The organism is Marinobacter sp. W-8, assembly GCF_044342215.1.
In the GTDB taxonomy this organism is placed as follows: Bacteria; Pseudomonadota; Gammaproteobacteria; order Pseudomonadales; family Oleiphilaceae; genus Marinobacter; species Marinobacter nauticus.
In genome coordinates this window covers 1,789,918-1,811,294 of record NZ_CP172297.1, presented here as the reverse complement: position 1 = coordinate 1,811,294, position 21,377 = coordinate 1,789,918, and the positions used below count along the sequence as shown (strand labels likewise).

The 21,377-nt window shown below is 57.5% G+C and carries 18 protein-coding genes and 1 pseudogene; 2 read left to right on the top strand and 17 right to left on the bottom strand.

What is annotated here, in order from left to right:
- The first annotated feature begins 21 nt into the window (after positions 1 to 21).
- Positions 22 to 807 (top strand): enoyl-ACP reductase, encoded by a 786-nt coding sequence (locus tag ACF8YQ_RS08390; protein WP_011785028.1) that lies wholly within the window; start codon positions 22 to 24, stop codon positions 805 to 807.
- 56 nt (positions 808 to 863) lie between these two features.
- On the opposite strand, the gene ACF8YQ_RS08385 is transcribed toward ACF8YQ_RS08390, so the two are convergent.
- Positions 864 to 1,280, bottom strand: coding sequence for a PilZ domain-containing protein (locus ACF8YQ_RS08385; RefSeq protein WP_396623170.1), 417 nt, complete (start codon positions 1,278 to 1,280; stop codon positions 864 to 866).
- Positions 1,281 to 1,288: 8 nt separating this feature from the next.
- Positions 1,289 to 3,115, bottom strand: coding sequence for a DUF1631 family protein (locus ACF8YQ_RS08380; RefSeq protein WP_396623169.1), 1,827 nt, complete (start codon positions 3,113 to 3,115; stop codon positions 1,289 to 1,291).
- A gap of 183 nt (positions 3,116 to 3,298) precedes the next feature.
- On the opposite strand from ACF8YQ_RS08380, the gene ACF8YQ_RS08375 reads away from it, so the two are divergent.
- Complete coding sequence (locus tag ACF8YQ_RS08375) at positions 3,299 to 4,378, top strand: 3-deoxy-7-phosphoheptulonate synthase (RefSeq protein ID WP_011785031.1); 1,080 nt, start codon at positions 3,299 to 3,301, stop codon at positions 4,376 to 4,378.
- 16 nt (positions 4,379 to 4,394) lie between these two features.
- Here the strand turns inward: ACF8YQ_RS08375 and cobA are convergent.
- From cobA to truA, 15 genes and pseudogenes are all read right to left on the bottom strand, one after another.
- A pseudogene (gene cobA, locus ACF8YQ_RS08370) lies at positions 4,395 to 5,201 on the bottom strand (uroporphyrinogen-III C-methyltransferase); the annotation flags it as partial.
- Between the two features lie 41 nt (positions 5,202 to 5,242).
- Positions 5,243 to 6,517 (bottom strand): serine--tRNA ligase, encoded by a 1,275-nt coding sequence (gene serS, locus ACF8YQ_RS08365; RefSeq protein ID WP_396623168.1) that lies wholly within the window; start codon positions 6,515 to 6,517, stop codon positions 5,243 to 5,245.
- Positions 6,518 to 6,631: 114 nt separating this feature from the next.
- Positions 6,632 to 7,966: a replication-associated recombination protein A gene (locus ACF8YQ_RS08360; RefSeq protein WP_396623167.1), complete on the bottom strand. Its 1,335-nt coding sequence runs from the start codon at positions 7,964 to 7,966 to the stop codon at positions 6,632 to 6,634.
- Positions 7,966 to 8,586, bottom strand: coding sequence for an outer membrane lipoprotein chaperone LolA (lolA, locus tag ACF8YQ_RS08355; protein WP_273030000.1), 621 nt, complete (start codon positions 8,584 to 8,586; stop codon positions 7,966 to 7,968). The genes ACF8YQ_RS08360 and lolA overlap by 1 nt, the downstream gene beginning before the upstream one ends.
- 40 nt (positions 8,587 to 8,626) lie before the next feature.
- Positions 8,627 to 11,227 (bottom strand): DNA translocase FtsK, encoded by a 2,601-nt coding sequence (locus tag ACF8YQ_RS08350; RefSeq protein ID WP_396623166.1) that lies wholly within the window; start codon positions 11,225 to 11,227, stop codon positions 8,627 to 8,629.
- Between the two features lie 22 nt (positions 11,228 to 11,249).
- Positions 11,250 to 12,473 (bottom strand): O-succinylhomoserine sulfhydrylase, encoded by a 1,224-nt coding sequence (locus tag ACF8YQ_RS08345; RefSeq protein WP_396623165.1) that lies wholly within the window; start codon positions 12,471 to 12,473, stop codon positions 11,250 to 11,252.
- Positions 12,474 to 12,500: 27 nt separating this feature from the next.
- Positions 12,501 to 14,024: an amidophosphoribosyltransferase gene (gene purF / locus ACF8YQ_RS08340; RefSeq protein ID WP_014421385.1), complete on the bottom strand. Its 1,524-nt coding sequence runs from the start codon at positions 14,022 to 14,024 to the stop codon at positions 12,501 to 12,503.
- 34 nt (positions 14,025 to 14,058) lie between these two features.
- Positions 14,059 to 14,628, bottom strand: a complete 570-nt coding sequence (locus ACF8YQ_RS08335; RefSeq protein WP_011785039.1) for a CvpA family protein — start codon at positions 14,626 to 14,628, stop codon at positions 14,059 to 14,061.
- Positions 14,629 to 14,721: 93 nt separating this feature from the next.
- Complete coding sequence (locus ACF8YQ_RS08330; RefSeq protein ID WP_396623164.1) at positions 14,722 to 15,393, bottom strand: SPOR domain-containing protein; 672 nt, start codon at positions 15,391 to 15,393, stop codon at positions 14,722 to 14,724.
- A 92-nt stretch (positions 15,394 to 15,485) separates the two neighbouring features.
- Positions 15,486 to 16,802 (bottom strand): bifunctional tetrahydrofolate synthase/dihydrofolate synthase, encoded by a 1,317-nt coding sequence (gene folC, locus ACF8YQ_RS08325; RefSeq protein WP_396623286.1) that lies wholly within the window; start codon positions 16,800 to 16,802, stop codon positions 15,486 to 15,488.
- Positions 16,783 to 17,712 carry an acetyl-CoA carboxylase, carboxyltransferase subunit beta gene (accD, locus tag ACF8YQ_RS08320; RefSeq protein ID WP_396623163.1) on the bottom strand — a complete coding sequence of 310 codons (930 nt, stop codon included), beginning with the start codon at positions 17,710 to 17,712 and terminating at the stop codon, positions 16,783 to 16,785. The genes folC and accD overlap by 20 nt, the downstream gene beginning before the upstream one ends.
- A 38-nt stretch (positions 17,713 to 17,750) precedes the next feature.
- Complete coding sequence (gene trpA / locus ACF8YQ_RS08315; protein WP_396623162.1) at positions 17,751 to 18,563, bottom strand: tryptophan synthase subunit alpha; 813 nt, start codon at positions 18,561 to 18,563, stop codon at positions 17,751 to 17,753.
- A 17-nt stretch (positions 18,564 to 18,580) separates the two neighbouring features.
- The gene (gene trpB / locus ACF8YQ_RS08310; RefSeq protein ID WP_197536003.1) at positions 18,581 to 19,789 is read right to left on the bottom strand and encodes a tryptophan synthase subunit beta; all 1,209 of its coding nucleotides are present in this window, start codon (positions 19,787 to 19,789) and stop codon (positions 18,581 to 18,583) included.
- The gene (locus tag ACF8YQ_RS08305) at positions 19,782 to 20,411 is read right to left on the bottom strand and encodes a phosphoribosylanthranilate isomerase (protein WP_023010109.1); all 630 of its coding nucleotides are present in this window, start codon (positions 20,409 to 20,411) and stop codon (positions 19,782 to 19,784) included. Before ACF8YQ_RS08305 ends, trpB begins: the two co-directional genes overlap by 8 nt.
- Positions 20,408 to 21,316: a tRNA pseudouridine(38-40) synthase TruA gene (gene truA / locus ACF8YQ_RS08300; protein WP_396623161.1), complete on the bottom strand. Its 909-nt coding sequence runs from the start codon at positions 21,314 to 21,316 to the stop codon at positions 20,408 to 20,410. The genes ACF8YQ_RS08305 and truA overlap by 4 nt, the downstream gene beginning before the upstream one ends.
- Between the last annotated feature and the right edge of the window lie 61 nt (positions 21,317 to 21,377).

Sequence of the window (21,377 nt, the reverse complement as noted above, 5' to 3'; positions counted from 1 at the left end):
GAACACAGGGAGCAGAAACCCATGGGAATCCTCAGTGGCAAAAAAGCACTGATTGTTGGCGTCGCCAGCAAACATTCCATTGCCTACGGCATTGCCGAGGCCTTCGCTCGTGAAGGCGCCGAAATGGCCTTCACCTATCAGAACGAGAAACTGCAGTCCCGCGTTGAGAAGTTTGCGGAACAGTGGGGCAGCAAACTGACTTTCCCCTGTGACGTCGCCAGCGACGAGCAGATTGACCAGGTATTCGAGCAACTGGGCAAACACTGGGACAATATCGACATCATCATCCATGCGGTTGGTTATGCGCCGGCCCATGAGCTGGATGGAAACTACGTGGACGTCACCACCCGTGACGGATTCCGGATTGCCCACGATATCAGCTCATACAGTTTCGTGGCCCTCGCCAAGGGCGCGCGCGAGATGATGCACGAAGGCAGCAGTCTGCTGACCCTGAGCTACCTGGGCGCCGAGCGGGTGCTGCAGAACTACAACGTGATGGGTCTGGCCAAGGCGTCTCTCGAAGCCAACGTACGCTATATGGCCGCCAGCCTGGGCAAGGAAGGCATCCGGGTGAACGGTATCTCAGCGGGCCCGATCAAGACCCTGGCCGCTTCAGGCATCAAGAGCTTCCGCCGCATGCTGGCCGAGAACGCCAAGCAGGCCCCCTTGCGTCGTAACGTGACCACAGAAGAAGTCGGCAACGCCGCCGCCTTCATGTCGTCCGACCTGGCCTCTGGTATCACCGGTGAAATCCTGTATGTGGACGGTGGTTTCAACATCACCGGCATGGCGGAGATGGACGCCTGATAGGTTCCTTACGTCAGCCATAGCAAAAGAGCCGGCGCGATGCCGGCTCTTTTCGTTCAGCTTTCCGATAGCGCCCTGGCAACCGCCTCGATCCAGTCCAGGTAGTCGGTTTCATCGGACTCAAGTACCCGGACACCAATCAGGTAGCCCCACTCAGCCTCGCGGCACCACATGACCTCAACACTCAGCCGGAAGTGCTCTGAGTGTTCCCCAAGACTTACTTCCGCAACCAAAATCGACCCGATACTAAGCGATGCCTCGCACAACAGACTGATTCCACGGGCCGATATGTCACGTACCTGACATTCCAGCCTGCCGGGTACACCATCCAGTGTCGACGGCTCCGACTCCGGTTCGGGCGATTCCGGGAGTATCCAGGCACGCGCCCGGGCCGTTAGACGGTAGTCCTCACGAAGGTCTTTCCCTGACGGCAACTCGTCCTCTATTCCGAACCCATAATCATCATCGATCATCGTTCACCTCAGTTCCGACCAACACGGATACGCCCGACAACGCGGCTCAGGGTGTCATCAAACTCGGCCGAACTACCAAGCACGCGAATTCGACCTTCCACGATTCCGTTAACCAGTTCGTCCTGGAGAAACTCCCGGCGATTGAGCCCCAGACGATCCACAAACACATATTTCCGCGAAGCAGAAATCTTGACGGCGAGCTTGAGCCGAACGGGGTCGTCATCCCGGGTTTCCTGAGTGAGCACAATCCAGCCGCCGAGCGCGATACCTTCGACCTGTTTGGTGGCCACCAGCTCTGCCTCTTTTCGCAAACGCTCCTGCTCCGCCTTCTCATCTGCCACCCTTTGGCGCTCGGCCTCTTCACGTTCCCGTTCGAGTGCCTGCTGGCGTGCAAGCTCATCTTCCCGACGGCGTTGCTCGGCCGCTTCCCGTTCCTTCCGAAGCGCTTCGGCCCGGGCACGGGCTTCCTTGGCCGCCTTTTCCCGTTGTTCCAGCTGCCTGGCGCAGACTTTCGATAGCACTTCGAGGGTTTCTACAAGTACCTGACCGAAGGCCGTTGGTTCTGGAAGCGGCCTGAGCGCACCGCGGCCAAGCTCGGCCTGGAACTCGGCCCACGGCTGCAGTCCGAGTTTAACGCCGGCACCATTGGTCCAGAGCACTTCCCCGCTATCAGACAACAAAGCAAAGAAAAAACGTCGCTGTTCCCTTGCCCCTTCACCCTCTACAAACCACTGACCGACCAGAGGTTTGGCGTGGTCGGCCGAGACCGGCTCATTTGCCAGCCAGGTGCTGTCCCAGGTAAAATCTGAACCGGTGGCGAGCGCGGGCTCCAGTTCTGGTGTCTCTCCTCGAATTCGAGCCACAATTACCGCCTGGATCTCGTGTAATGCCTGTTCAGGAGCATCCTCACCCAGGGCGCGAGTCCAGACTTCGCGGACACGGTCGCCGAGTTGTTCCCCGACGTGATACAACCGGTTACGATCCCGATCAGAAAGCTGGGGGTCGCCCACCCAGACCAGCCACTCCAGTAATTTGTTGGCGTGCCGATGCACTTCACTGTCCGCGCCTTCGGCCCAGACACTCTGTTTCAACACCTTGTGCCAGTCGGTCAGGATAAAGCGGGTAATGGCCGGCGGTAGCTGACGGCCCGTCAAGGCGCGGCCGATCAGAGCCCTGGCCACCTGATCTGACAAACGCTGGCGTGAAGCCCCCTGCTCGGTTTCCAACAAACGTTCCCGTAGCCGCGCCACCTGATCATCCCGCTTTCGGGTATCGGCAAGCCATTGGCTACAGTAGTGCTCCAGCGGATCGCGGCTGCCGGCCTCAAAGCTGCCGGATACAGTAATAACCAGGCTATCGAGCTGATCCAGCAATACGCGGGATGATCGACCACCGGTATCACTCCAGCCACGCCATTCCTGAAGGTTATCAAGCCAGTCCAGAAGCACCCCGCTGAACACCTCCGCACCACACAGATCCAGTTGCCATGCCAGCCAGAACCGCAAGCGCGCTATGCGCCCCACCAGGGCGGCATGCAGGCCTGAGGTTTTCAGGAAGACATCCATGATCCGGTCGGAGAGGTAGGCCGCATTCACCTGTCGGACGGTCCACTCAATCTGAACCGAACGCAGCACTTTGGTTACCCGCTCATCCCGCTGTTCCGTCCAGCAGGACATCAATAAGGGACGCCAGTCCGGTTCCTGCTCTGGGGAAGACTTACTGGCGGGGTATGGCAGATCGGGCACCCGGATCCCGGACAGAACCTGGGTAATCCTTTCTGAAACCACCTTTCGGGAGGGAGCGACAGCCTGTGGTTTCGTTGATGAGGGCGACATCCGTTACCTGTTGTCCTGAAGCGTTGAGAAGCGTTGAAAAGGGCCTGCAAATAACGCAGTATAACCAACTCGCCGGGGTTTACTGCAACCTAGTATCCCACTCGCACTTATTATTCAATCATCCGGACAAAAGAATGAACATACCGGGTGAGGTAACGACAAGATTCGGGGAAGCACAACAAGATGTCGGGTAAGAAACTGGAAAACCTGAACGTGGCCAGCCAGGAAACACTGATCACTCCTGAAGCACTGAAGCAAGAGATGCCACTGTCAGACAAGGCAGCCGAAACCGTTGCCAATGGTCGGCAAGCCATCTACGACATTATGGATGGCAAAGATCATCGTTTGTTCATTGTCGTAGGCCCCTGCTCGATTCACGATGTAGAAGCTGCCCGCGATTATGCCGCCCGACTGAAAAAGCTCGCCGATGAAGTCAGCGATACACTGTTGATCGTCATGCGCGTGTACTTCGAGAAGCCACGCACCACCGTAGGCTGGAAAGGCCTGATCAACGATCCGCACCTGAATGATACCTTTGATATCGAGCAGGGACTGCACATTGGTCGCCGCCTGCTGCTGGACATCAATGAGATGGGCCTTCCGGCCGCCACTGAAGCCCTGGACCCCATATCTCCCCAATACCTTCAGGACACCATAGCCTGGTCTGCTATCGGTGCCCGTACCACCGAGTCCCAGACCCACCGGGAAATGAGCAGCGGCCTGTCCATGGCCATCGGCTTCAAGAACGGCACCGATGGCAGCCTCGACGTTGCGGTAAACGCCATGAAGTCAGTCTCTCATCCCCACAGCTTCCTGGGCATCGACCAGCAGGGCAAAGTTGCCATTATTCGCACCAAGGGCAACAACTACGGCCACGTCGTGCTTCGTGGTGGTGGCGGCAAGCCAAACTACGACTCCGTCAGCGTAGCCCTGTGCGAACAGGCACTGGATAAGGCCAAGCTGCGCAAATCCATCATGGTGGATTGCAGCCACGCCAACTCCAGCAAGGATCCGGCTATTCAGCCTTTGGTAATGCAGGATGTGACTCACCAGATTCTGGAAGGCAATCAGTCTATCCAGAGCCTGATGGTGGAAAGCCACATTAACTGGGGTAGTCAGTCTATTCCGGAAAACCTGGCTGACCTGAAATACGGCGTATCCATTACCGACGCCTGTATCGACTGGGAAACCACCGAAAAAGCCATTCGCGACATGCGTGAGAAGCTTAAAGACGTTCTGCCCAAGCGGACCGCCTCTGCCTGAAGTCTGAAGCCGGGCCTCAGCGCCCGGCTTCTGCTCCCAGCCAGTCCAGACGGTTTCGAAGAGAAACCACATTGCCGATAATCACCAACGTCGGCGCCTGAGCCCCCTTCTCCTGAACCCGATCCACAATTGTTTCCAGAGTGCCGGTAATCACTTCCTGTTCCGGCGTGGTGCCGCGGGATACCAGTGCCACAGGCATATCCGCCGGCATGCCGTGTGCCATCAGCTCCCGACTGATGATCGGTAAACCGACCAGGCCCATGTAAAACACCAGCGTCTGGTTATTCTGAACAAAATCCTTCCACGGCAGATCACAGGTGTCATTCTTCAGGTGCCCGGTAATAAACCGCACTGACTGGGCGTGATCCCGATGGGTCAGCGGAATACCGGCATAAGCAGCACAACCTGAGGCGGCAGTGATACCCGGTACAACCTGGAAACGGACGCCGGCCGAGGCCAGGGTTTCAATCTCCTCGCCGCCACGGCCAAAGATGAACGGATCGCCGCCTTTAAGACGTACCACCCGATAGCCTTCCCGGGCCAGATCCACCAACTGTTGATTGATCTGATCCTGTGGCAGCGTGTGGTTCGAACGCTGTTTGCCAACGTGGATCTTCTGGGCGCCTTCAGGAATAAGAGCCATGATTTCCGGAGAAACCAAGCGGTCGTACAACACCACCTCCGCCGACTGGATCAGGCGCCAGGCTTTCAGGGTGAGTAACTCCGGATCGCCGGGGCCGGCACCGACCAGCGCCACTTCCCCAGCCGAGTTGTTGGGGTTATCCGTAACCGGATTTTTCCTGTACCGCGCCGGTGCAGAGCCGACGGGTACGCCCTTTACTGGTGCATCCCTGGATTGATCATTCATTGAATACGCTCGACGCCTCCCATATAGGGTTTGAGTACATCGGGCACCAGAATACTGCCGTCCGCCTGCTGGTAGTTCTCCATTACCGCAATCATGGCGCGACCTACGGCCAGACCGGAACCATTGAGGGTATGGACCGGTTCGGGCTTTCCGGTGTCCGGATTACGCCAGCGGGCTTGCATACGCCGTGCCTGAAAATCACGGGTGTTGGAACAGGAAGAAATTTCGCGGTATTTGCCCTGCCCTGGCAGCCAGACTTCCAGGTCGTAGGTTTTCGCGGCGGAAAAGCCCATGTCTCCGCCACAGAGGGTGACGACACGGTAAGGCAGTTCGAGCAGTTGCAGGATCTTCTCGGCGTGTCCTGTCAACTCCTCCAGCGCCTGCGTGGATTCATCCGGACGAACGATGTGCACCAGCTCCACTTTGTCGAACTGATGCTGACGAATCATGCCCCGCACATCCCGGCCATAAGACCCTGCCTCACTCCGGAAACACGGCGTATGGCAAACCAGGCGCAACGGCAGTTCAGCATCATCCAGTATGGTATCCGCAACCAAGTTGGTGGCCGGCACTTCCGCGGTCGGAATCAGGTACAGAGGATTGTCGCCGGCTGTGCGGAAAAGATCTTCTTCAAATTTCGGCAGCTGGCCCGTACCGAACAGAGTGTTGGCATTCACCAGGTAAGGAACATAGGCCTCGGTGTAACCATGCTGCAGAGTATGCTGATCGAGCATGAACTGGGCCAGTGCACGGTGCAGGCGGGCCAGCTGTCCGCGCATAACAGCAAAACGGGAATGGGCCAGTTGAGTGGCCTTCTCAAAGTCCAGGCCTTTCAGCTGCTCACCCAGAGCCACGTGATCCTTAGGCTCAAAATCGAATTCACGGGGCGTACCCCAGACACGCGTCTCGACGTTGTCATCTTCACTGGCGCCCGGTGGCACGTCGTCGTCGGGGAGGTTGGGAATACCGGCAAAGAAGGCATTCAGGGATTCCTGCACGGAACGCAGTTCGTCCTCGGCGTCACCACGCTGCTGCTTCAGGCTTTCGACTTCTTCCAGCAACGGTTTGATATCCTCACCGGCTGCCTTGGCTTTGCCGATGGATTTCGACCGTTTGTTCTGCTCGCTCTGCAAGTTTTCCGTACGAACCTGAATGGCCCGGCGGCGTTCCTCAAGCTGCTCGAAGGTGGCAATATCAAACTCGAAATTCTTGATAGCCAGCCGACGGGCGATCTCTTCAGTCTGTGTACGGACACGTTTCGGATCGAGCATGTTGTTCCTGATTTCCGGTTAACGAATGAATGGTTATGCGGGCATTATACCTGCCGTGAATGCGCTGACCACCACCGGCCGGGCACAGGCAGAAAAATTGGCAAGGGATGGGGCTTAGTACCGCTTTTTCGGGCTGTTGGCATCCAGCGAGTCCAGTCGTTCGCGCTTCTCAGCCAGCTTGATTTCCAGCCCCCGCTGGACCGGTTGGTAATAGCGGCGCTGGTGGATCGCCTCCGGCAGGTAGGCTTCTCCTGCCGCATAGGCATCCGGCTCATCGTGGGCGTATCGGTACTCTTCTCCGTGCCCCATGCTTTTCAGCAATTTGGTGGGCGCATTGCGCAGATGCACCGGAACTTCATAGTCCGGATCGCTGCGGATATCCGCGATGCATTGATTGTAAGCTTTGTAAACGGCATTACTTTTGGGGGCAAGGGCCAGGTAGATGACGGCCTGCGCCAGCGCCAGCTCACCTTCCGGGGAGCCCAGGCGTTCCTGAGCATCCCAGGCCTGCAGCGTAATCTGGAGCGCCCTCGGGTCGGCATTACCGATGTCTTCACTGGCAATACGAACCAGGCGCCGGGCGACATACAGCGGGTCGCAACCTCCGTCGAGCATCCGGCACAACCAGTAAAGTGAACCGTCCGGGTTGGAGCCCCGCACCGATTTGTGCAGCGCCGAAATCTGGTCGTAGAAGACATCCCCACCTTTATCGAAACGGCGGAGACTGGTCTGCAGTACCTGTTCGAGAGTTTGAGCGGTAACCCGGTTAACACCGTCATCATCCGGCTCTGCCAGGTCGGCGGCCACCTCCAGAATGTTCAGCGCTCGCCGGGCATCGCCACCTGACGCTTCCGCCATAGTCGCCAGCACCGCCTCATCTACCCGCAACTGGCCGGCAAAGCCCTGCTCGCTCTCAAGGGCACTGTCCAGCAGCCGTCGTATATCCGCCGCTTCCAGGTTTTTCAGGACATAAACACGGGTACGGGACAGCAAGGCGCTGTTCAGTTCAAAGGATGGGTTTTCGGTGGTTGCGCCCACGAAAATGAAGGTGCCATCTTCGATGTGGGGAAGGAATGCATCCTGCTGGCTTTTGTTGAAGCGATGCACTTCATCCACGAACAAAAGCGTATCCCTGCCCTGGGACTGTTTGCGGTTGCGAGCGCGCTCCACCACCTCGCGAATTTCCTTAACGCCACTGAGGACTGCAGAGATGGTTTCGAAGGACAGGTCGCCGACATTGGCCAGCAGGCGAGCAAAGGTGGTTTTTCCGACTCCGGGCGGCCCCCAGAGAATCATGGAATGCAGCTGCCCCTGCTCCACAGCCCGGCGCAGGGGTTTTCCAGGGCCGACCAGGTGAGCCTGGCCGACATAGCCTTCAAGAGAGGTCGGCCGCATACGAGCGGCCAGGGGCTGAAAGCCGGTCTCAGTCTGAAACAGGCTGTCCTGCATCAGGCACCATCCCGAATCACGTCAACCCCCTCCGGATAATCGAGGCGGAAGACACTGGAATCGAGTGCCTGATTCAGTTCAATATGGTCGAAGCTGAGAATGCTCATCTGGGACAGTGAATCCCGCATGCGCATTTCCTGCAGCTCTCCGTCATAGAAGCTGAGTCGCAGAGAGGTAAACAAAGAATCCTGGCTACGGGGTACCAGAGTGAACTCACGGGTGCTTTCGCCAAGATCCCGAACGCTCACTTCGTAACTCTCATCCAGGTTCTCCACTTCCCCGCTCAACAGCAGTGCCGGCGTGGTCTGCACCCGCTCATCAAGGGAATGAACGGTTACCTGCTCCAGGTCCGGATCGTAGACTTCGACTTTGTCACCATCGCTGACAATAAACTGGGACAAGGGTGCACCGGTCTCCCAGTAAAACAAACCAGGCCGTTTGGCTTTGAGCGATCCACGGGTTTCCTGAACCTGATTACCGTTCTCGTTGACGACAATCTGTATAAAATCCGCCTGATAGGTCTCGTAACCTTTCAGAATCGAGGTCAACTGCTCAGCCGCGCCCCGGGATGCCTGTACGCTCTCAGCCTGGGACAGGCCAGACCACGTTGCTGCCAGCATCAACAGGATTCCTGAAAACATTCTGATCATCTGATAACTCCTAGTCTCTGGGAGGCGGCGGTGCGAGAACTTCTCTGGCACCGTTGTGGCCCGCCGGGCTAACTACCCCCGAAGCTTCCATGGCATCCACCAGATTGGCGGCACGGTTGTAGCCGATCTTGAATTTACGCTGGACCGACGAAATCGACACCCGTCGGTTTTCGGTAACAAAGGCGACAGCTTCGTCAAACAGGGCGTCGCCCTCTTCGCCACCACCGGCGCCGCCCTCGCTGAGCGTGGGCACACCAGGAAGGTGCTCGCCCTCGGCGCCATTCAGTACATCATCCACGTACTCCGGCTCACCCCGGGCTTTCCAGGCACTGACGACGCGGTGAACTTCGTCATCATCGACAAAGGCCCCGTGCACCCGCACCGGTAAACCGGAACCAGGTGGTAGATAAAGCATGTCGCCATGGCCCAGCAACTGCTCTGCGCCGCCCTGGTCGAGAACGGTGCGGGAGTCGATCTTGGAGGACACCTGGAACGACATCCGGGTGGGAATGTTCGCCTTGATCAGACCGGTAATCACATCAACGGAGGGCCGCTGGGTTGCCAGAACCAGGTGGATGCCAGCCGCCCGTGCCTTCTGGGCAATCCGGGCAATCAATTCTTCCACTTTCTTGCCGACAATCATCATCATGTCGGCAAATTCATCGATCACCACCACAATAAACGGCAGTGTATCCAGCTCAGGGCGTTCCTGCTCATCATTGGCAAGGTATTCATCCGGCTTCCAGAGTGGATCCAGCAGCGGCTCTCCCTCCGCCCGGGCATCTTTCACCTTCTTGTTGTAGCCGGCAATATTTCGAACCCCCAGGCTGGCCATCAGCCGGTAGCGGCGCTCCATCTCGGCCACACACCAACGCAGGGCATTGGCGGCCTCTTTCATGTCCGTGACCACTGGCGCCAACAGATGCGGGATCCCGTCGTAAATGCTCAGCTCAAGCATCTTCGGGTCAACCATGATGAACCGGACCTCGTCCGGAGTGGCCTTCAGCAACATGCTCAACAACATGGCGTTCACCCCCACCGACTTACCGGAACCGGTGGTGCCGGCGACCAGCAGGTGGGGCATCTTGGCCAGGTTGGCAACCATGGGGTTGCCCCCAATATCATTCCCCAGAGCCAATGTCAGTGGAGAGGAGGATTCGGTGAACACTTTGGCACCCAGCACTTCGCTCAGGCGTACAATTTCACGCTCCTCGTTGGGAATCTCGATGCCGACGACGGATTTGCCCGGAATCACCTCGACCACCCGCACACTGAGCACGGCCAGGGATCGGGCCAGGTCTTTTGCCAGGTTGGAAATCTTGCTGACCTTGACCCCGGGCGCCGGTTTGATCTCGAAGCGGGTAATCACCGGGCCGGGATTAACCTCGACCACCTCAACCGACACCCCGAAATCGCTTAGCTTCTCTTCGAGCAAACGGGACATGTGCTCCAGAGACTCTTCCGAATAACCTCTTTCTTTGTGCTCCTCGGGAGGATCCAGCAATGAAATCGGCGGAATCGGGCTTTCAATGTCTTCCAGCAGAGAGCCCTGGCGCTCATCACCCTTTTTCGGCGCACCGCCCTGCTCTTCTTTCTTGAACGGCGAAATCTTCAGGGAACGGGTCTTGGCCTTTTCAGCCGGGGGAGGCGATGGCTCTGACTTTACATCCCGAGAGCTGAAACTCTCCAGGTGCTCTGGTTCCGCTATGGATGCAGGCAGCCCTTCGATAGCCGGTTCTTTCCGCTCGCGCTGGGGCTCCCGGGTCCTGGTATCCTCTGCGGGTTTTGCACGACGACCAAATATCCGCTGCCACCAGCTCTGCTGGCCTGCCTTTCGGTCATTTTTACCCCTCTCGAGAGCCCGGACTTTGTCACGCACAACCGGGGGTTCCGGTTCGGGCTTTGGTGCTTCCGCCCTGGCTGCTGGAGTTCCCTGGCCGGTGTTTTTATCAGGCTTCTTTCCTGCCCCGGCGAATAGAGCTTTGGCGGCCAGGCCAAACTTCAGAGTCAAGCCTCCCACCTGATCCATCAACCGGAACCAGGACAAGCCGATCGTCACCGTCAGGGCAAACAGAAAGATGGCAATCAGCAGTAGCGTGGTCGCCGGAAGATTAAAAAACCGAACCATGGCTTCAGACACGGCAGTGCCCAAAACGCCACCTGAGGAGGCGCCCAGGCCAAATACGGAGTAGAGAGAAAGCAGACTGGTCGCAGACAGCAGAATAAGAACGAAGCCACCAAAGCGAACCATGAACAGTGGCCAGTGCATATCGAGCGGTTGGTGCCGACGACGAATAAGCATGATGGCGTAACCGGCAACCATCACCGGAAACAGCCAGGACACATGGCCGAAGAAGTCCATGAACAGGCTCGCCAGCCAGGCACCGGTGCGGCCTGCGTAATTCTGCACACGGATATCATGGCCAATACTGGCCCAGCCTGGGTCAGCCGGATTGAAGGTAAACAGGGCCATGGCGAGATAGATGCACAGCACAATCAGCGCAATAACTGCGCCTTCTCTGGCTCCCTGGGCCATCAGGCGACGAAATCGCTTCTGCTTGTCGGTCAGTTCTGTGGCTACTGCTTTCTTCGCTTTCGCGGATTCCGCCATGAATACTCAAACCGTCCGGTTGTTAGTCTTTCAACGCCTGGAAACCTCTGTCCAGATCGGTTTTCAGATCCTTGATGGATTCGATACCGACGGACAGACGAATCAGGTTCTCGGTAATGCCTGCCCTCGCCTTGTCCTCGGGAGAGAGGCGTCCATGAGTGGTTGTCGCCGGATGAGTGATGGTGGTTTTCACATCCCCCAGATTGGCGGTGATGGAAATCATCCGGGTCGCGTCAATAAACTTCCACGCCTGTTCCCGGCCACCCCTTACCAGGAAGGAGAGCACGCCACCAAAGCCGTCCTGCTGTTTTTTCGCCAGCTCGTGCTGCGGATGACTCTGCAAGCCTGCATAGTAAACTTTTTCCACACAGTCCTGCTGTTCCAGCCACAACGCCAACTCTAACGCATTGTCACAATGGGCGCGCATACGAATCGGTAAGGTTTCCAGGCCCTTCTGGAAGACCCAGGCGTTGAACGGACTCATGGTCGGGCCGGCGGAACGGAGGAAACCATAAATCTCGTCCAGGTACCTGGCCGGCCCAACCACCACGCCACCGACACAACGGCCCTGGCCGTCGAGATACTTGGTGGCTGAGTGGATAACGATGTCGGCGCCCTGCTCCAGTGGCCGCTGCAGCACAGGTGTGCAGAAGCAGTTGTCGACCACCAGCAAGGCATCGTTTTCGCGCGCGATCGCAGACAAGGCAGCAAGATCCGCCACTTCACACAGCGGATTGGACGGGGTTTCCAGAAACAGCATCCGGGTGGCGGGACGAACCTCAGCCTTCCACTCATCGGTGTTCGTCAGGCTGACAAAGCTGGTTTCTACGCCAAATCGGGCCATGTACTTCTGAAACAGTACGTTGGTCGTCCCGAACACACCTCGGGAGCAAATCACATGGTCGCCGGATTTCAGCAAAGACATGCAGGTGCTGAGAATCGCAGCCATACCCGAAGCGGTCGCAACACCACGCTCTCCCCCTTCCATGGCGGCAATTCTGGCTTCAAATGCCTGCACGGTCGGGTTGGTAAAGCGGGAGTAGATATTACCGGGCTCTTCACCGCCGAAACGGGCGGCCGCCTGGGCAGCGCTGCCATAGACGAAGCTGGAGGTCGGGAATATTGCATCGCTGTGTTCGAGCTGCCCGGTACGGATCTGCCCTGCCCGCACGGCCAGGGTATCAACCGACATGCCTTCCAGGTCCGATTCGGGAATCCAAACTTGCTCATCTCGGCCGAACGTCATGGCAGTCTCCTGGCGCAGTTGTGGGTGTCAGTCTTCATCGTTGTGCAGGTCAATAATGGCATTGTCGGCATTGGCCACCTGGCTGGTTGAGCGCTTCTCGTCCTTTCGAAGATCCTCCAGCCTGGTCAGGTAAGCTTCATCCACGTCGCCGGTAATATAATCCCCGGTGAATACCGAGCATTCCCACCCATTAATGTCTTCGTTGACATCGTTGACACAGGAAATCAGGTCATCCAGGTCCTGATACACCAACCAGTCGGCGCCGATCAGATCCCGAACCTCTTCCACCGTGCGGTCATGGGCAATCAGTTCGCTGGCCGAAGGCATGTCGATGCCGTACACGTTGGGATAGCGCACGGGGGGCGCCGCCGACGCGAAATAGACATTACGTGCTCCGGCATCCCGAGCCATCTGAACAATTTCCTTACAGGTAGTGCCCCGTACGATGGAATCGTCTACCAGCATGACGTTCTTGCCACGGAATTCCAGGTCAATCGGGTTGAGCTTTTGGCGTACCGATTTCTTACGCATTTTCTGGCCGGGCATGATAAAGGTACGGCCAATGTACCGATTCTTGATAAAGCCTTCGCGATACTTCACGCCCAACTGATGGGCCATTTGCATGGCGGACGTACGACTGGTGTCCGGAATGGGAATGACTACGTCGATATCGTGGTCGGGCCGCTCGCGCAGGACCTTGTCTGCCAGCACCTCGCCCATCCGGAGCCTGGCCTTGTAACAGGAAACGCCGTCCATGATCGAGTCCGGACGGGCAAAATAGACATGTTCGAAAATACACGGATAGAGCTTGGGTGATTCGGCGCACTGTTCTGAATACAAGGTGCCATCGGTTTCAATATAGACAGCCTCGCCCGGAGCAATGTCACGAACGATGCTGAAACCGGCAGCATTGAGGGCGACGCTTTCCGACGCGATCATGTATTCCTTCTGGCCCTCTTCATTTTCCCGGACACCGTAGCAGGCGGGCCGGATACCGTTCGGGTCCCGGAAACCGACGATGCCATAACCGGTGATCATGGCGATAACAGCATAGGCGCCTTTGCAACGCTTGTGCACTGCGCGCACAGCGGAAAAGATCTCGTCCTTGGTGGGGTTCAGCTTACCCAGTTTCTGCAGTTCGTGGGCGAACACGTTCAGCAGAACTTCAGAATCCGAGTTGGTGTTGATGTGGCGCAGATCGGTTCGGAACAGATCGCTGCTCAGCTCATCGGCATTGGTCAGGTTGCCGTTGTGCGCCAGGGTAATGCCGTAGGGGCTGTTCACATAGAAAGGCTGGGCCTCCGCTGAACTGGAGCTACCCGCCGTGGGATAACGCACATGCCCGATGCCCACGTTACCCACCAACCGGCGCATATGGCGAGTATGGAAAACATCCCGCACCAGTCCATTGTCTTTACGCAAAAAGAATCGGTTGTCCTGGAAGGTAACAATACCCGCCGCATCCTGGCCACGGTGCTGAAGAACAGTCAGTGCATCATAAAGAAGCTGATTGACGTTGGAAGTACTGACGATACCGACAATGCCGCACATGGCTGGATATATCTCCGAGTGTTAAAACTGAATGTTAACGGGATGCAGACGCGGGTTCCACGCCTTCAGGTTCTGCGGACGCCTCCGGGGCTGTTTGAGCGCCCTGCTCCGGACCGAGGAAGCGGGCAAACTCGTCGCCGAGCGTGCGCCTGGACCAATCCTCAACTACCGCAAGGCGTTCAATCATGACCGAAGTTCTCCACCAGGTATCCTCGGCCAGCGGCGTGTAGCGCGTGAAGGCAATGGCGACAATCACAACCACAACCCCTCTGAGAAGACCAAACCCCATGCCGAGTACCCTGTCCGTTGCTGACAGGCCGGTCGCACGCACCAGGTGGCCGATCATATTGTTGATGATCGCGCCAACGATCAGGGTGCCAAAGAAAAGGATGGCAAACGCTGCAATCAACCGCACCAGCGGTGTTTCCACCGTGGACTCCAGAAGCGATTGCATCTGGGGGTGAAACGTCCGGGCAATGATAAATGCACCAACCCAGGTAACCAGCGACAGCGCTTCACGGACAAAGCCCCGCTTCAGACTGATAAGCGTGGAGACGGTAATGAGGGCAATGATGACCCAGTCTATCCAGATCAGCGCTTCCATGGAAAACCCGGTGGAGAAAACGAAAGGCGGATTCTAACAGGAAACCGGGTGACACCAAACTGCCGAAGCCAGATTAAATCCGGCAACGGCCAGTTATTTGTCGCCGGTGGTAACCAGGCTGTTCAAGCCGAAGGCTTTATCAAGGGCCGCCTTGGCTTTCTGGGCATCGTCTTTGTTGACGAACGGACCGCTGAATACCCGGGTCAGGGTGCTATCGCCGCGATCAACCTGTTGCAGGTGGGCGCCGTACCCCATGTCGAGAACCTTGTCCCGCAAACGCCGGGCGTTGTCCTGGTTGCCAAAACTGCCAAGCTGCACCACCCACGCACCTTCAAGTGAACCGGTAAACTCGGCCTTATCGCCGCGTTCTGTACCAGCTGTGGAGGCAGCATCTTGCTGTTCGGCTGGCGCTGCAGGCTCCGGCTCAGCGGAGGATTCTGCCGGTACTGGTTCCACCTGTTGGGAATTTGGCTCCGGGGCGGGCTCCTCCTCGGCAGCAGCGTTTTCCTCGATGATCCGGAAACCGGCCGCCGGCTCGTCGTTAACGGGCGGCGCGGAACTCCTGGGGGCCTCTGCGCCGACGGTCTCGTTATCCGGATACTGAGATTCAGGCATCTCAACTTCGGGGAACGGAGGTTCCTCGGGAATGGTGATGGGGGTTGACTGTCTCTGGGAATGAGGCTCGTCAAAAATCATCGGCACGAAAATAACCGCGAGTGAAACCAGCACCAGTGCGCCAATGATCCGCTGCTTCAGTCCATCCACCTGAGAGGGCTCCCGTTAACAACCTGTTTGATCACGATACTAACCGGCCACTCGCCAGAACTCAAAGCTTGCCAGGTGCCTATGGACAAACTTTAAGGCGCTTCCGAAGCCGGCAGAAGTTCTTCCCTGGCCAGTGCAACCGTAAAGAACGATCCAAACACGACAATCCGGTCACCGGACTTTGTGGCCTCCATGGCCGCGGCAAGCGCCTCGGACACCGAGCCAAAAGCCCCCGGCTTTCCTTGAAGCGCAACGGTTGATATACGCTTCATCAGGCTGTCGGAATCGAGCCCTCTGGGAACATCCAGGCCCGCCAGGTACCATTGATCGACGACGGATGACATGGCACTGGTCACACCCTCTACGTCCTTGTCTCCCAAAGCCCCATAGACGGCCAGAATTCGCCCGGGGCTGTCACCCCGAAGGTCACGAAGGTTCTCTGCGAGCCAGGCAGCAGCATGGGGGTTGTGACCAACGTCTATAATGACATCCGGATCGTGATGAATGGTTTCAAACCGGCCTGGAACCCGCACGCTATGTATCGCATGCTGAAGGCTTTCCAGTGAAAGCTCCGGTACGAGTTGCCGGGAGAGCACCGCCGCAGCCGCCACACTCTGGACAGGCAAGGGACCGGATGGCAACTCTATCTTCTCGTCGCCAATAGTGAGCAAAACCTGTCCGGGAGCACCGGGCACAAGCGTATAATCACGGCCGGTGAGCTTCAGCGCCACCTTCTGCGCCGCGGCCTGTTGAAGGACCGAGGATGGAGGATTTGGATCCGCACAAACGGCGGGTATACCCGGTCTGAGGATCCCCGCTTTTTCAAAACCAATGACTTCCCGGTTATCCCCCAGAAAACCAATATGATCGATATCTACTGACGTGATCACCGCGTAGTCCGAGTCCAGCACGTTGACTGCATCCAGGCGACCTCCCAACCCGACTTCCAGCACCCAATTCTCAACGCCAGCGTCTGCAAATGCGACAAAAGCGGCCAGGGTTCCGAATTCAAAATAGGTCAGAGTCACCCCGCGGCGAGCCGCCTCCACCCGCTCGAAGGCGGTCACCAGGGCCGCATCGGAAATCTCCTGGCCACCAATCCGAACCCGCTCGTTATAGCGGAACAGATGGGGGGACATATAAGCCCCGGTGCTCCTGCCGGCTGCCAGCAAAATCGACTCAAGTGCCGTAACCGTGGTGCCTTTGCCATTGGTCCCTGCCACGGTAATGATGCGAGCCTGAGGCTTGCGCGGGAACAACCGCCGCAGAACCACCAGTACCCGGTCCAGGCCGAGATCTATTTCCGTGGGATGAATGGCTTCGAGCCAGTGCAGCCATTCTTGAACAGACGCCCCGAGGGCCGGAGGCCCAACGGGGGCTGAGGAGGATTCAGTGCCCTTCTGGTTCATCAACGTCCGGCTTTTCAGTAACTTCAAATTCGATGGGGGCTTCGGTGCCGGGCTTTTCCTGGGCAGTAAACTTGGCCAACAGATGGGCGATGCGCTCACGCATCTGATGACGATGCAGAATCATATCAATGGCACCATGTTCCAGCAGAAATTCGCTGCGCTGGAAACCTTCCGGCAGTTTTTCGCGCACGGTTTGCTCGATAACCCGTGGGCCCGCGAAACCGATCAGAGCGTAAGGTTCAGCAATATTGAGGTCACCCAGCATAGCGAGGCTGGCCGATACACCACCAAAGACCGGATCGGTCATAACCGAAATGTACGGTATGCCTTCCTGCTTGAGCTTCTCCAACACCGCCGCGGTCTTGGCCATCTGCATCAAAGACAATATGGCTTCCTGCATGCGGGCACCGCCACTGGCGGAAAAGCAGACCAGGGGAATCCGGTGCTCAAGAGCCACATTCGCTGCCTGGACAAACTTCTCGCCAACCACCTGACCCATCGAACCGCCCAGGAAGTTGAACTCGAACGCGCAGACAACCAAAGGGACACCCATGGTTGTGCCACGCATGGCAATCAGCGCATCTTTTTCGCCGGTCGCTTTCTGCGCCGCCGCGAGTCGATCCTTGTAGCGCTTGCTGTCTTTGAACTTCAGCCGATCTGACGGTTCGAGGTGAGCTGCCAGCTCCTCACGCCCGTCTTTGTCCAGAAAGATATCCAGTCGACGACGTGCAGACACCCGCAGATGGTGATTACACTTGGGGCAAACGTCCAGGTTCTTCTCGAGCTCCGGCTTGTACAGGAATGCGCCGCATTTGGGGCATTTCTTCCATAACCCTTCCGGCACTCCGGTACGTTGCCGCGATTCCGAGCGAATCTTGCTCGGCATGATTTTGTCCAGCCAGTTACTCATGCTCTCGTCCTGTCCTTTGATGCCTGGATAATGCCCGCTCAGTGAGCGAGGCTGTCCAGCGCTTCGCGCATCGGGTGCAGCAGATCCGTCAGTGCGTTACGCAAAGCGTCAGGATCTGTCTGATGTCGGGCTATTGTATCGACCAGCACACTGCCAACAATTACACCATCGGATACTCTGCCTACGGCGGCGGCAGTTTTCGCATCCCGGATACCAAAGCCCACACCTACCGGTAACGCTGTGAGCTCGTGCACGTGGGCCACTTTCTTCGCGACTTCATCAACATCAATGGTTGCGGACCCGGTCACGCCCTTGATAGAAACATAGTACACATAGCCGGATGAGTGCTCGCTGATCGCCTTGATCCGATCATCCGTGGTTGTCGGCGCCAAAAGGAAAATCGGATCCAGATGGCGGTCGGCAAATAGCGGCGCTACCTGACCTGCCTCTTCCGGAGGCAGATCGACTGTTAGAATACCATCGACACCTGCGTCCGCTGCCGCATTGGCAAACGCTTCATAGCCCATTGCTTCCATCGGGTTCAGATAACCCATCAGCACCACCGGGGTATCCGGATCGGTCTTGCGGAACTCCTTGACCATCGCAATCACCTGACGGAGCGACGTACCGTGCTTGAGCGCCCGTTCACAGGCAAGCTGAATCACCGGGCCGTCAGCCATCGGGTCCGAAAACGGCACGCCCAGCTCGATAATATCAGCACCAGCAGACACCAGGGTATGCATCAGGCTGACCGTCTCATCCGGATGTGGATCGCCCGCTGTAATATAGGGAATCAGCGCCTTGCGACCCTGCTCTTTCAATGCTTTCAATACGCCTTCAATTCGGCTCATGCCTGCTCCTGATACCTTCAGATCTCAATGCCATCCAGTTGGGCAATGGTGTGAATATCCTTGTCGCCGCGACCAGAGATGTTGATAACCAGCATTTGGTCCTTGTCCATGGTGGCGGCAAGCTTCACGCCATAAGCCACAGCGTGGGCGGTTTCCAGCGCTGGCATAATCCCTTCCACGCGTGTCAGTTTACGGAAGCCATCCAGTGCCTCGTCATCAGTCACCGACACGTAATTGGCGCGGCCAATGTCTTTCAACCAGGCATGTTCGGGCCCTACTCCGGGATAGTCCAGACCAGCACTGACGGAATGTGTTCCGGCGATCTGGCCATTCTCATCTTCCATCAGGTAGGTCCGGTTACCATGCAGCACGCCGGGGCGACCGGCACAAAGCGGCGCCGCATGTTGGCCGGTTTCAATACCCAGACCACCGGCTTCAACACCATAAAGCTCGACGGATTCATCCGCGAGGAACGGATAGAACATACCAATGGCGTTAGAACCGCCACCGACGCAGGCCACCAGTGCGTCCGGCAGTTTACCCACTTTTTCCATGGCCTGTTTACGGATTTCTCGCCCAATCACCGACTGGAAATCACGCACCAGTAAAGGATAGGGATGCGGCCCTGCCACAGTGCCGATGATGTAGAAAGTATCATCCACATTCGCGACCCAGTCGCGCATGGCATCATTCATGGCATCCTTAAGGGTTTTCGTACCGCTCTGAACGGCATGGACGGTCGCGCCCAGCAGTTTCATGCGGTACACGTTCAGGGACTGACGCTTGACGTCTTCTGCCCCCATGAATACGTGACATTCAAGGCCCAGACGGGCACAAACCGTGGCGGTGGCTACACCATGTTGACCGGCGCCAGTTTCTGCAATGATGCGCTTCTTGCCCAGAAAACTGGCCAGCAGGGCCTGGCCAATGGTGTTATTCACCTTATGGGCACCGGTGTGGTTGAGGTCTTCGCGCTTGAGCCAGATTTGTGCGCCACCGGCTTCCCGAGTCAGGCGCTCTGCGAAATACAGCGGGCTGGGACGGCCAACATAATCGGCGAGGTCATTATCAAAAGTCGCCTGGAATTCCGGATCCTCCTTCAACCGAAGGTACTCCTTTTCCAGGGTCATCAGAGAATCCATCAGGGTTTCTGAAACAAACCGTCCACCAAAGGCACCGAAGTGACCTCTCGCATCAGGAAGCGCCTTCAACATTTCTTCAGTCAGTTTTACAGACACGGTGAACCTCTTTGAAAAATTGAGACAATTTGGTGGCGTCTTTCTTACCCTTGCTCTCTTCCACCCCACCGCTGACGTCAACAGCCCAGGGGCGTACCTGCTCAATCGCGCGGGCTACGTTATCAGATGACAGCCCACCGGCCAATATCAGGGGCAAGGGCCTGCTTTCAGGAATCAGTGACCAGTTGAACGACTGGCCGGTACCGCCATAGCGGTTTGGATCCCAGGCGTCCACCAACAAACCGGAAGCCTGATGATAATCGGCAAACGCCTGCTCGATCTGTCCGGGCTCACGCACCCTGACGGCCTTGATCCAGCGCCGGCCAAAAGACTGGCAGAACTCCGGACTCTCATCGCCATGGAACTGCAGGAGATCCAGTGGCACAGCATCCAGAACTGCTTCGACATAATCCCGCTCAGGATTCACGAACAGTCCAGTAACCGCCACGAACGCAGGAACCTTGGCGGCCAGGATTCGGGCCTGCTCCAGATCGACCGCTCTAGGGCTCGGCGCATAAAACACCAGACCTATGGCATCGGCGCCACAGGCTACCGCGGCTTCCACATCCTGCGGGCGCGTCAGGCCACATATTTTTACGCGGGCTGTCATGCAGGAGCCTTTCCCTGTTTCGGGTGTATGTGAGTTGGTGTGATCGGCGCGTTGCTGGCCGGGTCAAACCAGGGAGTAACGAACGCCGGTCCACACAATGCCTTGGGAATCCCGAAGGACTCAGGATAACCGACATCCACCAGGTAGAGCCCGTAAGGAGGGGCGGTCACACCGGCAAGTTTGCGATCACGGCGTTCCAGAATATCACCAATCCAGCCTTCAGGCTGCTGACCATTACCAACCGCCATCAAGGCACCGGCAATATTGCGTACCATATGATGAAGAAAGGCGTTGGCCTGCACATCTATTACGACAAACTCTCCGCATCGGGTTACCGAAATCTGCTCCAGAAACCGAACCGGAGTCCGGGACTGGCAACCGGCAGCGCGAAATGAGGAGAAGTCATGCTCGCCGACCAGTGCCTGGGCTGCACAATGCATTCTTTCGGCATCCAACGGACGAAATGTCCAGGACACCTGTCCACGCTGGATCCCCGGGCGCACCGGATTATTGTAGATCACATACCGGTAACGTCGGTAAATCGCGGAAAACCTGGCGTGAAAATCGCCCTGACCGTTCCCTGCCCAGTGCACAGAAATGTCATCAGGTAATGCCGTGTTCATTCCCATGACCCAGGAACGAAGGTTTCGAACCGATGGCGTGTCAAAATGGGCTACCTGAAAACTGGCATGCACGCCGGCGTCGGTGCGGCCTGCACACACCAGGTCGACCGGATGGTCGGCAACGCGGGCCGCGGCCCGGGAAAGTTCTGCCTCCACCGAACGCACGCCACTCTTCTGCAATTGCCAGCCATGAAAGGCCTGACCGTCGTACTCAAAGATGATGGCAACCCGTCCATTACCAATGGCGTTATCTGTGGTGAGAGGCTGAGGCGTGAGGAACAAGTGCTGACCCGATTGCTGTCCACTGAAAAAGCAAAACGCCGGCTCAATGGCCGGCGCTTGC

Excerpts from the sequence above, each read along its gene's own strand:
- ACF8YQ_RS08390 (WP_011785028.1), top strand. The coding sequence starts at position 22 with ATGGGAATCCTCAGTGGCAAAAAAGCACTGATTGTTGGCGTCGCCAGC.
- ACF8YQ_RS08385 (WP_396623170.1), bottom strand. The coding sequence starts at position 1,280 with ATGATCGATGATGATTATGGGTTCGGAATAGAGGACGAGTTGCCGTCA.
- ACF8YQ_RS08380 (WP_396623169.1), bottom strand. The coding sequence starts at position 3,115 with ATGTCGCCCTCATCAACGAAACCACAGGCTGTCGCTCCCTCCCGAAAG.
- ACF8YQ_RS08375 (WP_011785031.1), top strand. The coding sequence starts at position 3,299 with ATGTCGGGTAAGAAACTGGAAAACCTGAACGTGGCCAGCCAGGAAACA.
- serS (WP_396623168.1), bottom strand. The coding sequence starts at position 6,517 with ATGCTCGATCCGAAACGTGTCCGTACACAGACTGAAGAGATCGCCCGT.
- ACF8YQ_RS08360 (WP_396623167.1), bottom strand. The coding sequence starts at position 7,966 with ATGCAGGACAGCCTGTTTCAGACTGAGACCGGCTTTCAGCCCCTGGCC.
- lolA (WP_273030000.1), bottom strand. The coding sequence starts at position 8,586 with ATGCTGGCAGCAACGTGGTCTGGCCTGTCCCAGGCTGAGAGCGTACAG.
- ACF8YQ_RS08350 (WP_396623166.1), bottom strand. The coding sequence starts at position 11,227 with ATGGCGGAATCCGCGAAAGCGAAGAAAGCAGTAGCCACAGAACTGACC.
- ACF8YQ_RS08345 (WP_396623165.1), bottom strand. The coding sequence starts at position 12,473 with ATGACGTTCGGCCGAGATGAGCAAGTTTGGATTCCCGAATCGGACCTG.
- purF (WP_014421385.1), bottom strand. The coding sequence starts at position 14,024 with ATGTGCGGCATTGTCGGTATCGTCAGTACTTCCAACGTCAATCAGCTT.
- ACF8YQ_RS08335 (WP_011785039.1), bottom strand. The coding sequence starts at position 14,628 with ATGGAAGCGCTGATCTGGATAGACTGGGTCATCATTGCCCTCATTACC.
- folC (WP_396623286.1), bottom strand. The coding sequence starts at position 16,802 with ATGAACCAGAAGGGCACTGAATCCTCCTCAGCCCCCGTTGGGCCTCCG.
- accD (WP_396623163.1), bottom strand. The coding sequence starts at position 17,712 with ATGAGTAACTGGCTGGACAAAATCATGCCGAGCAAGATTCGCTCGGAA.
- trpA (WP_396623162.1), bottom strand. The coding sequence starts at position 18,563 with ATGAGCCGAATTGAAGGCGTATTGAAAGCATTGAAAGAGCAGGGTCGC.
- ACF8YQ_RS08305 (WP_023010109.1), bottom strand. The coding sequence starts at position 20,411 with ATGACAGCCCGCGTAAAAATATGTGGCCTGACGCGCCCGCAGGATGTG.